General features: G+C 72.0%; 19 protein-coding genes and 1 tRNA gene. 11 read left to right on the top strand and 9 right to left on the bottom strand.

What is annotated here, in order from left to right; genetic code table 11:
* Positions 1-5: 5 nt before the first annotated feature.
* The 3 genes from IFT73_RS09235 to IFT73_RS09225 form a co-directional block, all read right to left on the bottom strand.
* Positions 6-809, bottom strand: coding sequence for a hypothetical protein (locus IFT73_RS09235; protein WP_192167370.1), 804 nt, complete (start codon positions 807-809; stop codon positions 6-8).
* A 118-nt stretch (positions 810-927) separates the two neighbouring features.
* Positions 928-1004 (bottom strand) — tRNA-Pro (locus IFT73_RS09230).
* A 29-nt stretch (positions 1005-1033) separates the two neighbouring features.
* Positions 1034-1948 (bottom strand): metallophosphoesterase, encoded by a 915-nt coding sequence (locus IFT73_RS09225; protein WP_192167369.1) that lies wholly within the window; start codon positions 1946-1948, stop codon positions 1034-1036.
* A 61-nt stretch (positions 1949-2009) separates the two neighbouring features.
* Between IFT73_RS09225 and IFT73_RS09220 the strand changes: the two genes are divergently transcribed.
* A complete protein-coding gene (locus IFT73_RS09220; protein ID WP_192167368.1) occupies positions 2010-2471 on the top strand; it encodes a GatB/YqeY domain-containing protein in 462 nt (153 codons plus the stop codon).
* Between the two features lie 15 nt (positions 2472-2486).
* Here the strand turns inward: IFT73_RS09220 and IFT73_RS09215 are convergent, their stop codons facing one another.
* A complete protein-coding gene (locus tag IFT73_RS09215) occupies positions 2487-4676 on the bottom strand; it encodes a transglycosylase domain-containing protein (RefSeq protein WP_192167367.1) in 2190 nt (729 codons plus the stop codon).
* Between the two features lie 167 nt (positions 4677-4843).
* On the opposite strand from IFT73_RS09215, the gene IFT73_RS09210 reads away from it, so the two are divergent.
* A complete protein-coding gene (locus IFT73_RS09210; RefSeq protein WP_056603503.1) occupies positions 4844-5101 on the top strand; it encodes a WhiB family transcriptional regulator in 258 nt (85 codons plus the stop codon).
* A 1-nt stretch (position 5102) separates the two neighbouring features.
* On the opposite strand, the gene IFT73_RS18635 is transcribed toward IFT73_RS09210, so the two are convergent.
* Together IFT73_RS18635 and IFT73_RS18630 are read right to left on the bottom strand one after the other, a co-directional pair.
* Entirely contained in the window at positions 5103-6311 is a 1209-nt protein-coding gene (locus IFT73_RS18635) for an ArsA-related P-loop ATPase (RefSeq protein WP_197983861.1), read from the bottom strand.
* Entirely contained in the window at positions 6308-7288 is a 981-nt protein-coding gene (locus IFT73_RS18630; protein ID WP_371811214.1) for an ArsA-related P-loop ATPase, read from the bottom strand. Before IFT73_RS18630 ends, IFT73_RS18635 begins: the two co-directional genes overlap by 4 nt.
* 107 nt (positions 7289-7395) lie before the next feature.
* Between IFT73_RS18630 and IFT73_RS09200 the strand changes: the two genes are divergently transcribed.
* Genes IFT73_RS09200 through IFT73_RS09185 form a run of 4 tightly spaced genes read left to right on the top strand, consistent with a single transcriptional unit; the run spans position 7396 to position 9605 of the window.
* A complete protein-coding gene (locus IFT73_RS09200; RefSeq protein WP_118397113.1) occupies positions 7396-7551 on the top strand; it encodes a DUF4177 domain-containing protein in 156 nt (51 codons plus the stop codon).
* Positions 7552-7564: 13 nt separating this feature from the next.
* A complete protein-coding gene (locus IFT73_RS09195; protein ID WP_056603498.1) occupies positions 7565-8026 on the top strand; it encodes a RidA family protein in 462 nt (153 codons plus the stop codon).
* Positions 8023-8844 (top strand): NUDIX hydrolase, encoded by an 822-nt coding sequence (locus tag IFT73_RS09190; RefSeq protein ID WP_192167366.1) that lies wholly within the window; start codon positions 8023-8025, stop codon positions 8842-8844. Before IFT73_RS09195 ends, IFT73_RS09190 begins: the two co-directional genes overlap by 4 nt.
* Positions 8841-9605, top strand: coding sequence for an MBL fold metallo-hydrolase (locus IFT73_RS09185; protein WP_192167365.1), 765 nt, complete (start codon positions 8841-8843; stop codon positions 9603-9605). Before IFT73_RS09190 ends, IFT73_RS09185 begins: the two co-directional genes overlap by 4 nt.
* 165 nt (positions 9606-9770) lie before the next feature.
* Here the strand turns inward: IFT73_RS09185 and IFT73_RS09180 are convergent, their stop codons facing one another.
* Positions 9771-10448, bottom strand: coding sequence for a Crp/Fnr family transcriptional regulator (locus IFT73_RS09180; protein ID WP_056603489.1), 678 nt, complete (start codon positions 10446-10448; stop codon positions 9771-9773).
* Positions 10449-10614: 166 nt separating this feature from the next.
* Between IFT73_RS09180 and nth the strand changes: the two genes are divergently transcribed.
* The 5 genes from nth to IFT73_RS09155 are packed head-to-tail and all read left to right on the top strand — an operon-like array spanning position 10615 to position 14564.
* Positions 10615-11280, top strand: coding sequence for an endonuclease III (gene nth / locus IFT73_RS09175; RefSeq protein ID WP_192167450.1), 666 nt, complete (start codon positions 10615-10617; stop codon positions 11278-11280).
* On the top strand, positions 11277-11921 hold the full coding sequence (locus IFT73_RS19280; RefSeq protein ID WP_197983859.1) for a TlpA disulfide reductase family protein: 645 nt from the start codon (positions 11277-11279) through the stop codon (positions 11919-11921). The genes nth and IFT73_RS19280 overlap by 4 nt, the downstream gene beginning before the upstream one ends.
* On the top strand, positions 11918-12565 hold the full coding sequence (locus IFT73_RS09165; RefSeq protein WP_192167364.1) for a CoA pyrophosphatase: 648 nt from the start codon (positions 11918-11920) through the stop codon (positions 12563-12565). The genes IFT73_RS19280 and IFT73_RS09165 overlap by 4 nt, the downstream gene beginning before the upstream one ends.
* Complete coding sequence (locus IFT73_RS09160; RefSeq protein WP_192167363.1) at positions 12562-13734, top strand: MarP family serine protease; 1173 nt, start codon at positions 12562-12564, stop codon at positions 13732-13734. The genes IFT73_RS09165 and IFT73_RS09160 overlap by 4 nt, the downstream gene beginning before the upstream one ends.
* On the top strand, positions 13731-14564 hold the full coding sequence (locus IFT73_RS09155) for a hypothetical protein (RefSeq protein WP_192167362.1): 834 nt from the start codon (positions 13731-13733) through the stop codon (positions 14562-14564). Before IFT73_RS09160 ends, IFT73_RS09155 begins: the two co-directional genes overlap by 4 nt.
* Here the strand turns inward: IFT73_RS09155 and IFT73_RS09150 are convergent.
* The gene (locus IFT73_RS09150; RefSeq protein ID WP_192167361.1) at positions 14539-15003 is read right to left on the bottom strand and encodes a phage holin family protein; all 465 of its coding nucleotides are present in this window, start codon (positions 15001-15003) and stop codon (positions 14539-14541) included. The genes IFT73_RS09155 and IFT73_RS09150 overlap by 26 nt on opposite strands.
* Positions 15004-15041: 38 nt before the next feature.
* The gene (locus IFT73_RS09145; protein ID WP_157432399.1) at positions 15042-15200 is read right to left on the bottom strand and encodes a hypothetical protein; all 159 of its coding nucleotides are present in this window, start codon (positions 15198-15200) and stop codon (positions 15042-15044) included.
* Positions 15201-15312: the final 112 nt, after the last annotated feature.

Raw genomic sequence — 15312 nt, 5'->3', positions numbered from 1 at the left:
TGCCCTCACTCGACGAGTGAGGGCGTGTTCTCCGCGAGGTCGAGGAGCCAGTGCGCGAGGGCGTACGCCGCGACGCCGATCAGGGGCAGCAGCACGAGGCCGAGGGTGCCGTCGACGAGGTCGAGGAACAGCCCGAGCATCGCGATGATCGTCAGGATCACCGCGAGCACGCTCGTGAGGCGCGCGGCCTGCGTGCCGAAGCCCCGCAGCAGCGCCTCGCCGGCGAACACGCAGACGATCGCGACGGCGGTGAAGGCGAGCCCGCCCCACAGGCCGCCGCCCGACGACACGCCACGGACGGCCGAGAACAGCGACAGGGTCGCGGCGCCGAGCAGCACCGCGAGCAGGCCCACGACCGCGCCGGTGACGACCGCGGCGAGGTAGGGGTTGAGGTGCGGCAGGCGCCACGCGGCGACGGTGCGGGCTCTCGCGGCCGTGAAGCGTCCGGTCGCACGGGCCGCGTCGGTGGTGGTGTCGGCGACGGCCCACCAGGCGCGACCTGCGACGTCGCGGGCGCCGGCCACCTTGGCGCGCACGTCGATCGAGGGGGCCTGGCGCTTGATCTTCGGCGCCGTGGGCCGGGTGGTCGGCGCTGCGACCTTGGCCTTGGCCGTCGTCGTCCTGGTCGCCGGCGACGCGGTCCCCTGGGACGGCCGGGACGCGGTCGCGACCGGTCGCCCGTAGCGGACCGCCGGCTTGGGTGCCGGGTCTGCCGGGGCGGGCGATGACGCGGACGGTCGCACGACGGTCTTCTTGACCACCCGTTTGACGACCCGCTTCGCGGGATCCGGTCCCTGTCCGTCCACCATGCCGTCAGTTTGACACAGGGTGTGTCACGTCACAGGCCCGATCGAGGTCCGTGGCCGCCGACCACACGACAAGGCCCCGTGCCTGCTGACGCAGACCCGGGGCCTCGATGTGTGGTGCTGGTCGGGCTGACAGGATTTGAACCTGCGGCCTCGTCGTCCCGAACGACGCGCGCTACCAAACTGCGCCACAGCCCGATCGTGCTGGTGTTGCTCTCGTGCATCCCCTACGAGAGGGAACCGGACGAGTCTATCCCAGTGAGGGTGAGCAGTGTTGCCTCGGGGCGGCACGCGAAGCGCACGGGCGCGTGCGGGGACGTCCCGAGGCCCGCCGAGACGTGCAGCCACGACGGCTCGTGGCCGTCGGTGCGGTGCGTGTGCAGGCCGCGGGCGCGGGCCCGATCGAGGTCGCAGTTGGTCACGAGGGCGCCGTAGAACGGGATGCGCAGCTGTCCGCCGTGCGTGTGCCCGGCCATGATCAGCGGGTAGCCCGAGCGGTTCCAGTGGTCGAGCACCCGCAGGTAGGGGGCGTGCGCCACCCCGATCGCCAGATCGGCCGTGAGATCGGCCGGGCGGTCGTCGAGCACGTCGTACTCCAGGTGCGGGTCGTCGACGCCCGCGAACGACAGACGACGTCCGGCGACCTCGAGGTCCGCGCCCCGGTTGTTGAGGTCGACCCACCCGCGCTGCGTGAACGCCGCGCGCAGCTCGTCGAACGGCAGGTCGCGCGGACGCTCGGACGTCCCCGCCGAGCTCACCCCCGTGCCGCCCGTCAGGTACTTGGCCGGGTTCTTGCGGACCGGCGAGAAGTAGTCGTTCGAGCCGAACACGAAGACGCCCGGCACGTCGAGCAGGTCGCCGTAGGCGCGCAGCACCGACGGGACGGCGTCGAGGTGGGCGAGGTTGTCACCCGTGTTGACGACGAGGTCTGGCTGCAGCTCGGCGAGCCCCCGCAGCCACCGCTGCTTGCGGTGCTGGCCCGGCGTCATGTGCGTGTCGGACAGGTGCAGGACGCGCAGCGGGGTCGATCCGGGAGCGAGCACCGGGACGGTCGCGGTGCGCAGCGTGAACGCCCGCGTCTCGGCGACGGAGTACGCCAGGCCGGCCGCCGCGGCGGCGACGGGCCACAGGAGGGGACGCATGCGCCCACCCTGTCACAGGCGCACCTGAGGGGCGGTGTGACGGCGGTGGGAGACTGGAGCCATGTCAGCCCTCAAGGACCAGCTCCACGCCGATCTCACCGCCTCGATGAAGGCCCGCGACGCCCTGCGCACGTCCACGCTGCGCATGGTGCTCACCGCGATCACCAATGCCGAGGTCTCGGGCAAGCAGGTCAAGGAGCTGACGGACGACGACGTCCTGACGGTGCTGGGCGCCGAGGCCAAGAAGCGCCGCGAGGCCGCGACGGCGTTCACCGAGGGCGACCGCCCCGAGCTGGCCCAGAAGGAGACGGCCGAGGCCGAGATCCTCGCCGAGTACCTGCCCGAGCAGATGGGCGCCGAAGAGATCGCGGCGGTCGTCACGGCCGCCGTCGAGTCGGCCGGTGCCGCCGGCGAGGGCATGAAGGCGATGGGCCGCGTCATGGGCATCGTCTCGCCGCAGGTCAAGGGACGTGCCGACGGCGGCGCCGTCGCGGCGGAGGTCAAGCGCCAGCTCGGCGCCTGACCCCCACCGGGTCGGTCAGCGGTCGCGGTCGCGACCTCCGCCGCCGCCGCGCCGGTCGTTGTTGTCGTCGTCGTTCTTCTTGGCCGGTGCCTGGGCGACGGGCTGGCGCTTGGGCGGCGCGTCGAAGTTGACCGGCGTCAGGCTCGACTGGATCTTCTGCATCGCCTTGGCCCACATGGGGCCGGCCAGCGAGGAGCCGCCGACGGCGTCGAAGTTCAGCAGGTTGCCGTTGATCGTGACACCGGCCAGCGACTTGGGCCGACCGTTGAGCGCCTCGTCCTTGTTCTTGGTGACGACGCCGGCGATCATCGAGGCCGTCGCAAGCTCGGGCGTGTAGCCCGAGTACCAGACGGCCTTGTTGTCCTGGGCGGTTCCGGTCTTGGCGGCCGACGGGACGCTGAGGCCCGTGCCGTTGGAGAAGCCGAAGCCGCCACGCTCCTGCACGCCGCGCAGGATGTCGTTGATCTGTGCGGCCTGCTCCTTGGTCATGGCGCGCTTGCAGCTGGGCTCGAACTTCTTGACCAGCTGGCCGCTCGAGTCGAGGATCTCGTCGACGGGGCGCGGCTTGCAGTACATGCCGCCCGAGGCCGGGGTGGCGTAGGCGGTGGCCATGTCGAGGGGGCTGACGTCGGTGACGCCGAGGGTGAACGGCCCCACCTGGTCCTCGTCGCGGACCTTGATGCCCATCGACTCCGCGGCGCGGACCGTGTTGCACAGGCCCGCCTGCTTCTCGAGCTGCGAGAAGTAGGTGTTCACCGACTCGCGGGTGCCGGTGTACATGTTCTTGCGACCCGACGTCGTGGAGTTGTTGACCTTCCACTCGCTGGTGCTGAGACCTTCGCACGTCGTGTACGTGCCGGCCGGCATCGTCATGCTCTTGGGCGAGTTGTAGGTCTGCGAGACGTCGATGCCGTTCTTGAGCGCCGCGGCGACCGTGAACATCTTGAACGTCGAGCCGGCCGGGAAGCCGCCCGACTGCCCGTAGGCGGTGGGGACGACGAAGTTGATGAACGACTCGCCGGCCTTCTTGCTGCGACCCATCGGGCGCGACTGGGCGACGGCGCGCACCTTGCCGGTGCCGGGCTCGACCATCGCGAGGGCCGCGATGGCCTCGTCGGTGGCCTTGACCGTCGAGGTGACGGCGCTGTCGGCGGCCGACTGCATGCTGAGGTCGATGTTGGACTTGATCGTCAGCCCGCCGCGCTCGAGCTTGGCGCGGCGCTCCTCGACCGTGGCGCCGAGCGCGGGCTGCGCGAGCAGCCACTGGCGGGCGTAGTCGCACGAGAACTCGCCCGTGACGCCGAGGCAGCCGTTGGGGAACTCGGTGAGCTTCAGGCCGAGCCCGGCCGACTGGTACTTCTCGGCCTCGGCCGTGGGGATCTTGCCGAGGCGGGCCATGACCGCGAGCACCGTGTTGCGGCGCTGCAGGGCCTTCTCGGGGTAGACGTTGGGGTCGAGGTCGACGGGGTTCTTGACAAGACCGGCCAGCGTCGCCGCCTGACGCGCGTTGAGCTCGGCGGGGGTCTTGGAGAAGTAGTGGGCCGCGGCGGCGCTGATGCCGTACGAGCCGTCGCCGAAGTAGGCCAGGTTGAGGTAGCGCTCGAGGATCTCCTTCTTGGAGTGCTTCTCCTCGTACTCGATCGCGAGCTTGAGCTCGCGGATCTTGCGCGCCGCCGACTGCTTGGTCGCCGCGCGCTGCTGCTCCTTGGTCGTGGCCTGCGACAGCAGCGTCAGCTTGACGAGCTGCTGCGTGATCGACGAGCCGCCCTGGGTCTGCCCCTCGGCGGCGTTGTTGACCAGGGCGCGCATCGTGCCCTTGAGGTCGAGCGCGCCGTGCTCGTAGAAGCGGGCGTCCTCGATCGACAGGATCGCGTCCTGCATGACGGGTGCGATGTCGGCCAGGGGGACGTCCTGACGGTTCTCGTTGTAGAAGTACGCGATCAGCTCGCCGTTGGAGGCGAGCAGGCGCGACGTCTGCGCGTTGGGCTGGTCCTCGAGCGTCAGCGGCAGCGAGAGCACGTCGTCGGTGACCTTGCTGGTGGTCATCGCGACGATCGCGGTGGTCGGGATCAGGATCAGCGCGACGAGCAGTCCGGCGAGCGCCGACAGGCGAGCCATCGCCCCGACGAGTACGGGCTTGCGTCTGCTGTGCGTCTCGGACTGCGCTGCGCGGCGCAGGGAGTCGCGAAAATCCTTCGAGGCCATGGCGATCAGCGTACGGGACGGGGGCCAGCCGGACCCAGCAGCGACAACGTGTCTAGTCCTTCGGGACTAGAGAAAATGACTACTAACGCTCTGACGCCCGCGGGACCTATTTCCTACATTTGTACCAACCAACTTCGGCCACCGGGCCGGTCTCGGGGAGGTTCATCATGTGGAACGAAAACTGGGCGGCCGATGCCGCGTGTCGGGGCAAGTCAGATGCCCTGTTCGTCAAGGGCGCGGAGCAGAACCGCGCCAAGCAGGTCTGTGGGACGTGCGAGGTGCGGGCCGAGTGCCTGGCCGAGGCGCTCGACAACCGCATCGAGTGGGGCGTGTGGGGTGGCATGACGGAGCGCGAGCGCCGTGCGCTGCTGCGGCGCCGTCCCAACGTGACGGCCTGGCGCAGCGTCCTCTCGGTCGCCGTCTGAGCTAGTCGTCGCCGGCCAGCAGGTCGCCGATGCGGCGCAGGCCGTCGAGGTCGTGCACGTCGCCGGCCAGCGCGGCGACCGACACCGTCGGCACACCGGGGTGGGCCGCCGAGAAGCGTCGCTTGAGGCGCTCCTCGCGGGCCGAGACGCGCATGCGCTCGGCGTGGATCGTCAGCAGCTCGCCCGTGGCGCGCTCGTCGGCGGTGCCGGCGTCGTCGAGCTTGCGGGCCGCCGACTCGGCGTCGACCGCCGTGATGCCGTCGGCCCCGGTCTCGTGCACGCGGTTGACGACGAGGCCCGCCAGCGGCATGCCCTCGCCGGCCAGACGCTCGACGAAGTACGACGCCTCGCGCATCGCGGCGGGCTCGGGTGCCGCCACGACGACGAATGCGGTTCCCTCGGCCTGCAGCAGCGCGTAGGTGCCCTCGGCCCGCTGGCGGAACCCGCCGAACAGGGTGTCGAAGGCGGCGATGAACGTCTGCATGTCGGTCAGCACCTGCGCGCCGAGGATCTTGTTGAGCGCGCTCGTCACGATGCCGAAGCCGGCGCTGATGAGGCGGGCGGGCCCCTTGGCGGGCGCCAGCAGCAGCTTGATGAAGCGTCCGTCAAGCATCGACGACAGTCGGTCGGGGGCGTCGAGGAAGTCGAGCGCCGAGCGCGACGGCGGGGTGTCGACGACGATGAGGTCCCACTGGCCCGTCGCGTGCAGCTGGCCGAGCTTCTCCATGGCCATGTACTCCTGCGTGCCCGCGAACGAGCTGGAGAGGGCGACGTAGAACGGGTTGGTCAGGATCTGCGCGGCCTTCTCGGGCGTCGCGTGCTGCTCGACGACCTCGTCGAACGTGCGCTTCATGTCGAGCATCATGGCGTCGAGCGAGCCACCGTCGAGCGCCGCGCCCTTGACGGGCCGGGGCGTGTTGTCGAGCTCGGTCAGGCCCATCGACTGCGCGAGCCGGCGGGCCGGGTCGATCGTCAGCACGCAGACCGCGCGGCCCTTCTCGGCCGCGCGCAGGGCCAGCGCGGCGGCGGTCGTGGTCTTGCCGACGCCGCCCGATCCGCAGCACACGACGATCTCGGTCGTGCGGTCGTCGAGCAGGGCGTCGACGTCGAGCGCCCCGCCCGTCGAGGGGGCGCTGCGTCCGCTCGTGCCGCCGCGGGGCGAGGTGCGGCCCTTGCGGGCGGACGGGCTGGTGTGGGCCTTGCCGGTCATCGTCCGGTCCCCCCGTGCAGGTCGGTGAGCTGCTCGGCGAGCTCGAACAGGGCGCCGAGGTCGATGCCGTCGCTCAGCAGCGGCAGCTCGACCAGGGGGCGGCCGCACTCGTCGAGGATCTCGCGCTGCGCGTCCTGCAGGTGCTGGCGCTCGAGATGGGCCCGGCCCCCGGCGATCAGCGCCGCCGCGGCGTCGGTGTCGCGGGCCAGGCCGGCGCCCGCCATGGCCTTCGCGACGGCCGCCGGCTCGAGGGACGCGCCCGCCAGCGCGGTCTGCGAGTCGTCCGACAGCACCGAGGGGCGCACGAGGTTGAGCACGACGTGGCCGACGGGCAGCCGCTCGGACGTCAGCTCGGCGATGCCGTCGATCGTCTCCTGGACCGGCATCTCCTCGAGCACCGTGACGAGGTGCACGTGCGTCTCGGGCGCCCGCATCATCTCCATGATCGAGTCGGCCTGACGGCGGATCGGTCCGACCTTCGCCAGGCCCGCGACCTCGGAGTTGACGTTGAGGAAGCGCGTGATGCGGCCGGTCGGCGGGGCGTCCATGATGACGGCGTCGTACGTGAAGCGGTCGCCCGTGCGGCGGCGCGCCGCCTCGTAGACCTTGCCGGTCAGCAGGACGTCGCGGACGCCGGGCGCGATCGTCGTGGCGAAGTCGATGATGCCGAACTTGTCGAGCGCCTTGCCGGCTCGACCCAGTCGGTAGTACATCGCGAGGTACTCGAGCAGCGCGGCCTCGGGATCGATCGCCAGTGCGTAGACCTCGCCACCGCCGAGACCCACCGCGATCTGGCGCTCCTCGTAGGGCAGCGGCGGCACGTCGAACAGCTGCGCGATGCCCTGGCGCCCCTCGACCTCGCACAGCAGCACCTTCTTGCCGCGGCCCGCCAGCGACATCGCGAGCGCGGCGGCGACCGTCGTCTTGCCGGTGCCGCCCTTGCCGGTGACGACATGGAGCTGGGTCGATTGAGCCACGTCTCGAGACTACCGACGACACCGGAAATCGCCTCCCGATCCGGGCTGTGGGGCCGTGATGCTCGTCGCGTCGGGATGACGGTCGACAGGCCCGATACAGTCGGCGCATGACGAAATGGGAGTACCTCACCGCACCGGTCCTCGTGCACGCCACGAAGCAGATCCTCGACAACTTCGGTCAGGACGGCTGGGAGCTCGTCCAGATCGTGCCGGGCATGAACCCCGAGAACCTGGTCGCCTACTTCAAGCGTCCGGTCGCATGACGGGCACCGTCTGATGTCGGCCGTCGAGAGCCGGCTGGCCGAGGCCGGGCACACGGTCCCCGAGGCGCCGGCGCCCGTCGCGGTCTACGTCCCGGCGGTGCGCACGGGCTCGTACGTCTACACGTCGGGGCAGCTGCCCCTGAGCGGGGGCGAGCTGCTCGCCACCGGCAAGGTCGGCGACGGCGTCGACCCGCAGCTGGCGTACGACTGCGCGCGCCAGTGCGCGCTCAACGCGATCGCGGCCGTCAAGTCGGTCGTCGGCGACCTCGACGAGGTCGTGCGCGTCGTCAAGGCCACGGTCTTCGTCGCGAGCACGCCCGACTTCACGGGTCAGCCGGCCGTCGCCAACGGGGCCAGCGAGCTGTTCGGCACGGCCTTCGGCGACGCCGGGCAGCACGCCCGCAGCGCCGTCGGCGTCCCGGTCCTGCCGCTGGACGCGCCCGTCGAGGTCGAGCTGGTCGTCGAGGTTCGATGAACCGCATCCCGATGCCCGGGCGCCTGCGCGAGGCGGCGGCCAACCCGTCGGCCGAGCCCGTCGCGGCGCGCGACGCCGCGACGATCGTGGTGGTCCGCGACGGCCACGAGGGCATCGAGGCGTACCTGATGCGCCGGCAGACCAGCATGGCCTTCGCTGCCGGCATGTACGTCTTCCCGGGCGGTGGGCTGACGACGTCCGACGTCGAGCACGACGTCCCGTGGGTCGGGCCGGGAGCCGACGAGTGGGGTGCCCGGTTCCGCTGCGCGCCCGACCTCGCGAAGGGGCTGGTCGTGGCGGCCGTGCGCGAGACGTTCGAGGAGACCGGCATCCTGCTGGCCGGCCCCGACGCCGACAACGTCGTCTCCGACACCGGCGGCGACGACATGCAGGCGGCCCGGAGCGCCCTCGACGAGGGGGAGATGTCGTTCGCCGAGTTCCTCTCCGACCACGACCTCGTGCTGCGCGCCGACCTGCTGGGCGCCTGGGCCCACTGGATCACGCCCGAGTTCGAGCCGCGTCGCTACGACGCCCGCTTCTTCGTCGCGGCGCTGCCGGCCGGCCAGCGGGTCGGCTCGATGAGCCGCGAGTCCGACCACGCCACGTGGGCCCCGCTGTCGCGCGTCCTGGCGGCGGTCGACGCCGGCGAGGCCGCCATGATGCCGCCGACGATCGCGGCGTGCCGCGACGTCGCGGCGCACACCGCGGCGACGGTCGTCGACGCGTCGGTCGGGCGGGAGTTCCCGACGATCCTGCCGCAGCTCGTGCTCGTCGACGGCGAGCCGTACCTCGAGACCTACCTGGGGGAGAACCCATGAGCGTCCGCACCGTCACCGACCGCGCCTCGTTCGTCCTGGCCGAGAACCCCGGCATCATGACGCTCGACGGCACCAACACGTGGATCCTGCGCGAGCCCGGCGCGACGCGCTCGGTCGTCGTCGACCCCGGCCCGTCCGACGACGCCCACCTGCAGGCCGTGCTGGCGGCCGCCGGGGAGGTCGGCCTCGTGCTATTCACGCACCGCCACCTCGACCACACCGAGGCGCTGGACCGACTCGTCGAGCTGACGGGGGCACCGGCCCGGTCGATCGACCCGGAGTTCTCGCGCGGCGCCGAGCCGCTGACCGACGGCGAGACGATCGACGTCGACGGCCTGTCGATCGAGGTGCTCGCGACGCCGGGTCACACGACCGACTCGACGTGCTTCCTGCTGGGGGCCGAGGCGTCGCTGCTCAGCGGCGACACGATCCTCGGCCGCGGCACGACCGTCATCGCGCACCCCGACGGCGTGCTCGGGCCGTACCTCGACTCGCTGGCGCACGTCCGCGAGCTCGTCGAGGAGGGGCTGGTCGAGCGCATCCTGCCGGGTCACGGGCCCGTCATCGAGTCACCGGCCGAGGTCGTCGACTTCTACCTCGAGCACCGTGCCGAGCGCCTCGACCAGGTGCGCGCGGCCGTCGAGGCCGGCGCGACGACGGCCCGCGAGGTCGTCGAGACGGTCTACCGCGACGTCGACGAGTCCCTGTGGGGCGCCGCCGAGCTCAGCGTCTCCGCCCAGCTCGACCACCTGCGCGCCTGACGGTCCGCCCGTCCGCCGCGCCGGATTCCCAGGTCCACCCCGGAAGCAAACGGGATGAACCCCGTTTCCGTTCACCGCACCCAGGACGCATCAGGGGTGAGGTGACGGAGAACGGGGTTCACCGGGGATTCCGCGGGTGCCGCCGCCGGCAGGAAGCGCGGACGGTCAGCGGGCGCGGCGCTGGAGACGCTCGAGGTCGAGGATGACGACGCTCCTCGGCTCCAGGCGCAGCCAGCCGCGGCTGGCGAAGTCGGCGAGGGCCTTGTTGACGGTCTCGCGAGAGGCGCCGACCAGCTGGGCGAGCTCCTCCTGCGTCAGGTCGTGGTTGACGTGGATGCCGTCGTCGGCGCGGCGGCCGAAGCGCGACGCCAGGTCGAGCAGCGCCTTGGCGACGCGGCCCGGCACGTCGCTGAAGACGAGGTCGCCGACGACCTCGTTGGTGCGGCGCAGGCGGCCGGCGAGCTGGTTCAGCAGCGCGTGGGCGACGTCGGGGTGGGCGTTGAGCACGGGCGAGAGGGCCTCGTGGCCGAGGCTCTTGAGCTCGACGTCGGTGACGGCCGTGGCGGTCGCCGAGCGGGGGCCGGGATCGAAGAACGACAGCTCGCCGAACATCTGTCCGGGGCCGAGGATCGCGAGCAGGTTCTCGCGTCCGTCGGGCGACGTGCGTCCGAGCTTGATCTTGCCCTCGGTGACGACGTACAGCTGGTTGCCGTCATCGCCCTCGCTGAAGAGGATCTCGCCACGGCGCAGGCTCGACGAGGACATCGAGGCCTCGAGCGCGCTGGCCACCTCGTCGTCGAGGCCGGAGAACAGCGGTGCCTGGCGGAGAACGTCGTCGGTCACGGTCTTCCTAACGGTCGTGTATCGGGAGTCACAGTACGCGCACCCTTGCGCAGTTTCCCACATCAGGGCGCTCGACGGCGTGATACGCGCCGAGCCACGTAGGCTTGAGCACGTGCCGACGACCGTGACGAGACCGGAGACGTCCCTGGTGCGTCGGGCCCGCAAGATGCACCGGGTGCTCGCCGAGACGTATCCCGAGGCCGGGTGCGAGCTCGACTTCACGTCGCCGTTCGAGCTGCTGGTCGCGACGGTGCTGTCGGCGCAGACGACCGACCGCCGCGTCAACGCCGTGACCCCCGGTCTGTTCGCCACGTGGCCCGATCCGTCCGCGATGGCGTCGGCCTCGCGGGCCGAGCTCGAGCAGGTGCTGCGCCCGACGGGCTTCTTCCGCGCCAAGACCGACAGCCTGCTGGGCCTGTCGGCGGCCCTCGTCGACCGCTACGACGGGCAGGTGCCGGCACGGCTCGACGAGCTCGTGACGCTGCCCGGCGTCGGTCGCAAGACCGCCAACGTCGTGCTGGGCAACGCCTTCGACGTGCCGGGCCTGACGGTCGACACGCACTTCGCGCGGCTCGTGCGACGCTTCGAGTGGGTGCCGCCCGAGATCGCCAAGGACCCGGTCAAGACCGAGCACGCGATCGCCGCGATCTTCCCGCGCCGCGACTGGACGATGCTGAGCCACCGGCTGATCTGGCACGGACGCCGTCGCTGCCACGCCAAGAAGCCGGCCTGTGGAGCGTGCCCCGTGGCCCGCTGGTGCCCCGCGTTCGGCACGGGTCCGACCGACCCGGTCGAGGCCGCGGCCCTCGTCACGACCCAGGGGCCGGCGTGAGGAGGCGCCTCGCGGCGACGGCGCTCGCGTCGCTGCTGGTCGTGGCGGGCTGCTCGTCGTCCGGCACCGGCGATGGCGACGACGGCACCAAGCCGACGTTCGGGGGCGGTGGTGCCGACTCGTCCGGCAGCACCGTCGCGCCGGCCGAGCTCGCCGCGGCCAAGGCGGCGGCCGGCATCGCCGACTGCCCGCCGGCCGGGGCGCCCGCGACGGGCGACGCGACCCTCCCGGCCACGACGCTGTCGTGCCTCGGCGGCGGCACCCCGGTCGACTTGTCGACATTGACCGGCACCCCGACGGTCATCAACCTCTGGGCGAGCTGGTGCGGGCCGTGCCGCACCGAGCTGCCCGTCCTGGCGCGCGCCGCCGACGCCTACGGCGACGACGTCCGCTTCATCGGCATCGACTACAAGGACGGCGATCCCGACGCCGCGATCGAGCTGGCCCGCTCGGCCGGCGTCACCTACCCGTTGCTGGCCGACCCCGACGAGGCGACCAAGGCCGATCTGAAGGTCGTCGGTCTGCCGCAGACGATCTTCGTGGACGCGCAGGGAAGAATGGTCGCCACCGAACGAACCGCCTACGACTCGTACGACGACCTGACGTCCGCGATCCGACGACACCTGGGAGTGACGCCATGACGGCCGACACGCTGCCCGACTGGCTCCGTCCGCTGGCCGAGCTCGCGGGGTCCGTGCAGTCGTTCCAGCTGTCGCCGCGGTTCCCCGACGTGCCGCCCGACGCGCGTCCCGCCGCCGTCCTGCTGCTGTTCTCCGACGGCGCCGACGGGCCCGAGCTGCTCCTGACCGAGCGCGCCACCACGATGCGCAACCACGCGGGCCAGATCTCGTTCCCCGGCGGCAAGGCCGACCCGGGCGACGCCGACTCCGTCGCGACGGCCCTGCGCGAGGCCGAGGAGGAGGTCGGGCTCGACCTGACGACGGTCGACGTCTTCGGCACGCTGCCGACGCTGTGGCTCCCGCCGAGCAACTTCGCGGTGACCCCGGTGCTGGGCTACTGGCGCACCCCGACCCCGCTGCGTCCCGTCAGCGACCTCGAGGTCGTGACGGTGCTGCACCAGCCCATCGCCGAGCTCGTCGACCCCGCCAACCGGTTCAGCGTCGCGCACCCGTCGGGCTGGCGGGGGCCCGCCTTCGAGGTCGGCACGCCCATGCCGCTGTGGGGCTTCACGGCCGGCATCGTCGCGCGGCTGTTCGAGGTGCTGGGCTGGGACCAGCCGTGGGACGACACCGTGACCCGTCCCCTGCCCGAGCTGCCGTCGTGAACTCCCTCGACGTCATCATCGTCGTGGTGCTCGTCGCCTACGCCGTGTCGGGCTACTTCCAGGGCTTCGTGGTCAACCTCGTCGCGACGCTGGGCCTCCTGGCCGGCGGTCTGCTGGCGCTGGCGATCGTGCCGCGGCTGCTGTCGGGCAACCTGCCGACGCTGTCGAGCTCGCTGCTCGCGCTGGGCCTGGTGATCGGCGCCGGCGCCGTCGGCCAGGCGATCGGCACGCTCGTCGGCACGGGGCTGCGGCGCGGCCTGACGTGGCAGCCCCTGCGATCGCTCGACGCCGTCGGGGGCAGCGCCCTCAGCATCGTCGCGGTGCTGGCCGCCGCGTGGGCCCTGGGCTACTCGGTCAGCGGCACGTCGATCCCGTACCTGTCGACGGCCTCGCGCGACTCGTCGATCCTCGAGAAGGTCGACGGCGTCATGCCGACCCGGGCGACCTCGGTGCTGAGGTCGTTCAACGAGGTCCTCGACTCCAACCTGTTCCCGCGCTACATCGACCCGTTCGAGTCCGAGGACATCACGCAGGTCTCGCCGCCCGACGAGGCCACGCTCGCCAGCACGGGCGTGCGCCGGGCCCGCGACAGCGTCGTCAAGGTGCTCGGCCAGGCGCGGTGCGACCGGGGCATCGAGGGCTCGGGATTCGCCTACGCCGACGGCCGCGTCATGACCAACGCGCACGTCGTCGCGGGTGTCGAGACGCCCTCGATCGTCGTCGACGGCCGGCAGGTGCCGACCCGGGTCGTGCTGTTCGACAAGCGGCTCGACATCGCGGTGCTGGCCGTCGACGGGGTCGACCTCGAGCCGCTCTCGTTCGACGACTCCGGCGAGGCCGGCCAGCCCGCGGCGGTCCTGGGGTACCCGCAGAACGGTCCGTTCGACGCTCGCGCGGCCCGCATCCGCAGCGAGCTGCGCCTGCGCAGCCCTGACATCTACGACCGCGGGCAGGTCGTGCGCGAGACGTTCGCGGTGCGCGGGCTGGTGCGCTCGGGCAACTCCGGCGGGCCGTTGGTGTCCGAGCGCGGAGACGTGCTGGGGGTCATCTTCGCGGCGTCGGTGTCCGACACGTCGACGGGCTACGCGCTGACGGCCGACCAGGTCGCCGACGACGCCCGCGAGGGCGTCCGGGCGACCGCCGAGGTGTCGACGGGGGAGTGCGCGTGAGGACCGTGACGGCGCTCGTCGCGGGTCTCGTCGCCGTCGTCGTCGCGATCGTGACGGTGCCGATGTTCTGGGTGTCGACGCACGTCGTCGACGAGGACGGGTACGTGGCGTTCAGCAGCTCCCTCGCGACCGACGACGACCTGCAGGCCGCGGTCGCGACCTACCTGGCCGACGACTTCGTGCAGCGCGGCCTCGTGCCGGCCCCGCTGCAGGACACCGCGGCGGGGGTGCTGACGAGCGTCGCGCAAGCTGCGGCCAACCAGCCGGGATTCGTCGCGGCGTGGGACGAGACGCAGCGGAGCCTGCACCGCTCGGCGTTCGGCGACGGCAGCGGGCCGCTCACGGTGCGTCTCCAGCCGCTCGGGCGGTTCGTCGCCGATCGGGCCGGCGAGCGCCTGCCGGTGTCGCTCGACGTGTCGACCGACCTCGAGGCGCCCGTCGGCACGGCCGCCGACCGGTCGAGGCTGCAGCAGCTCGAGCGGGCCCAGACCTACTCGCTGCTGGGGCTCATGATCGTCCTGGCCGGTGCGGCGCTGTGCCTCGTGGTGGCACGGCGGCGCACGCTCGCCGTCGCGGGGCTGGGGGTCGGGGCGCTCGTGGTCGCGGGCGTGCTGCGCGTCGCGACCGAGATCGTCGCCCCGCAGGCCGTCGACCGTGCCGAGGGCCTGTCGCCGTTCGCGCAGCAGGTGCAGAAGCTGCTGGTCGAGCGGGCGGCCGACTCGTTGTCGGCGTGGCTCGAGCAGATCGCCCTGGTGGGCGCGGTCGCCCTGGTGGCGGGCCTGCTGGGCCGGATCGTCGCGGGGTTCAGGAGGTCCGGCGCGGCGAGCTGACGTGCCGGCCCGGGCCTGCGGCCCCGGGCGTCGGCAGCGTCGGGGACGGCGTGCCGGTCTGACCCTTGAGCGCCGCCGGGATCTCCTTGGCGGCGGCGATCGTCTTCTCGGGCACGCTGACCTTGTTGAGCAGCCTGATGCCCAGCAGGATCAGCAGCACCACGACGAGCAGGTAGAAGCCCGCGACGATCAGGAACGCCCACGCGGGGTCGAGCCCGGCCATGACGATGAAGTACGCCACCGAGATCGACAGCATCACGATGATGAGCAGGCCGAAGAACGCCGACACCGCGATCATGCCGGCGCCGATGCCGCCGGCCTTGACGCTGACGCGCAGCTCGCTCTTGGCGAGCTTGATGACCGTCTGGAGCAGCAGCGTGATGTCGCGCATCGCGTCGCCGATCAGCCGGCCGATCGTCGGTTCGTCCTGGGTGCTCATACCCGCGAGCCTACAAGCGATCGGGCCGGGGGCGCAGGTCAGCGTCGGGCGAGCGCCGAGATCAGTCCGGCGTCCGACACCCGCCAGACCAGGTCTCCGCCGATGACGACGAGCAGGAGGGCCGTTCCGGCCCACAGATCGACCCGCACCGCGCGCCGTGACGCGGGGGACTCGTCGGCGTCCGAGGGGGTGGGCATGGCACCACCCTGCCCGCCCCACGTGTGACGAACCTGAACGCGAGGCGTCCGCCACCTGTGCATCCGCCGACCGCGCGCGGAAGGCTCGCCCGGCCCGTGGAGGTGACCACGG

It is taken from the genome of Aeromicrobium sp. CFBP 8757 (genome assembly GCF_014841755.1).
Taxonomy (GTDB): Bacteria; Actinomycetota; Actinomycetes; order Propionibacteriales; family Nocardioidaceae; genus Aeromicrobium.
Note: the sequence above shows the minus strand (reverse complement) of the source record. Positions and strands in the feature narration are given on the sequence as shown.